1 protein-coding gene is annotated in these 337 nt (G+C 59.1%); it reads left to right on the plus strand.

Translation table 11 applies throughout. The annotated features are described in order from the left end of the window. The coding region (locus MKD50_RS30655) for a hypothetical protein (protein ID WP_012354703.1) at nt 1-261 on the plus strand (261 nt) is incomplete at its 5' end. Nucleotides 262-337: the final 76 nt, after the last annotated feature.

Raw genomic sequence — 337 nt, forward strand, 5'->3', positions numbered from 1 at the left:
ATGCACCGTACGACGATCAACTCCCAGTTGCCTGGCCACCGCCTCAATCGAGCAATTGCCTTGCGGCAGCAGGCGAGACATCATTTGCCGCACATTGACAGCTATGCAATCCGTGCGCAGTGCCAGCATCGTGTCGAGATGCGTGCGCGCGTGAAAGGCCATGGACGGATCGTTGGCTTCAAACGTGGCATCCTGATCGTTCGTTCACTGGCGGCTCGCCATGGCGGGCCGTACCATTGGCTCGATGGCGGATTGCGTTAGCAGGCTGCTGAAGTACTCATCGCGCTAGCGATGAGTTTTTCCCCGCAAGGCGGGGAGCGCTGTTTTTCACAAGGCG

It is taken from the genome of Cupriavidus mimosae (assembly GCF_023952485.1).
GTDB lineage: Bacteria > Pseudomonadota > Gammaproteobacteria > Burkholderiales > Burkholderiaceae > Cupriavidus > Cupriavidus taiwanensis_C.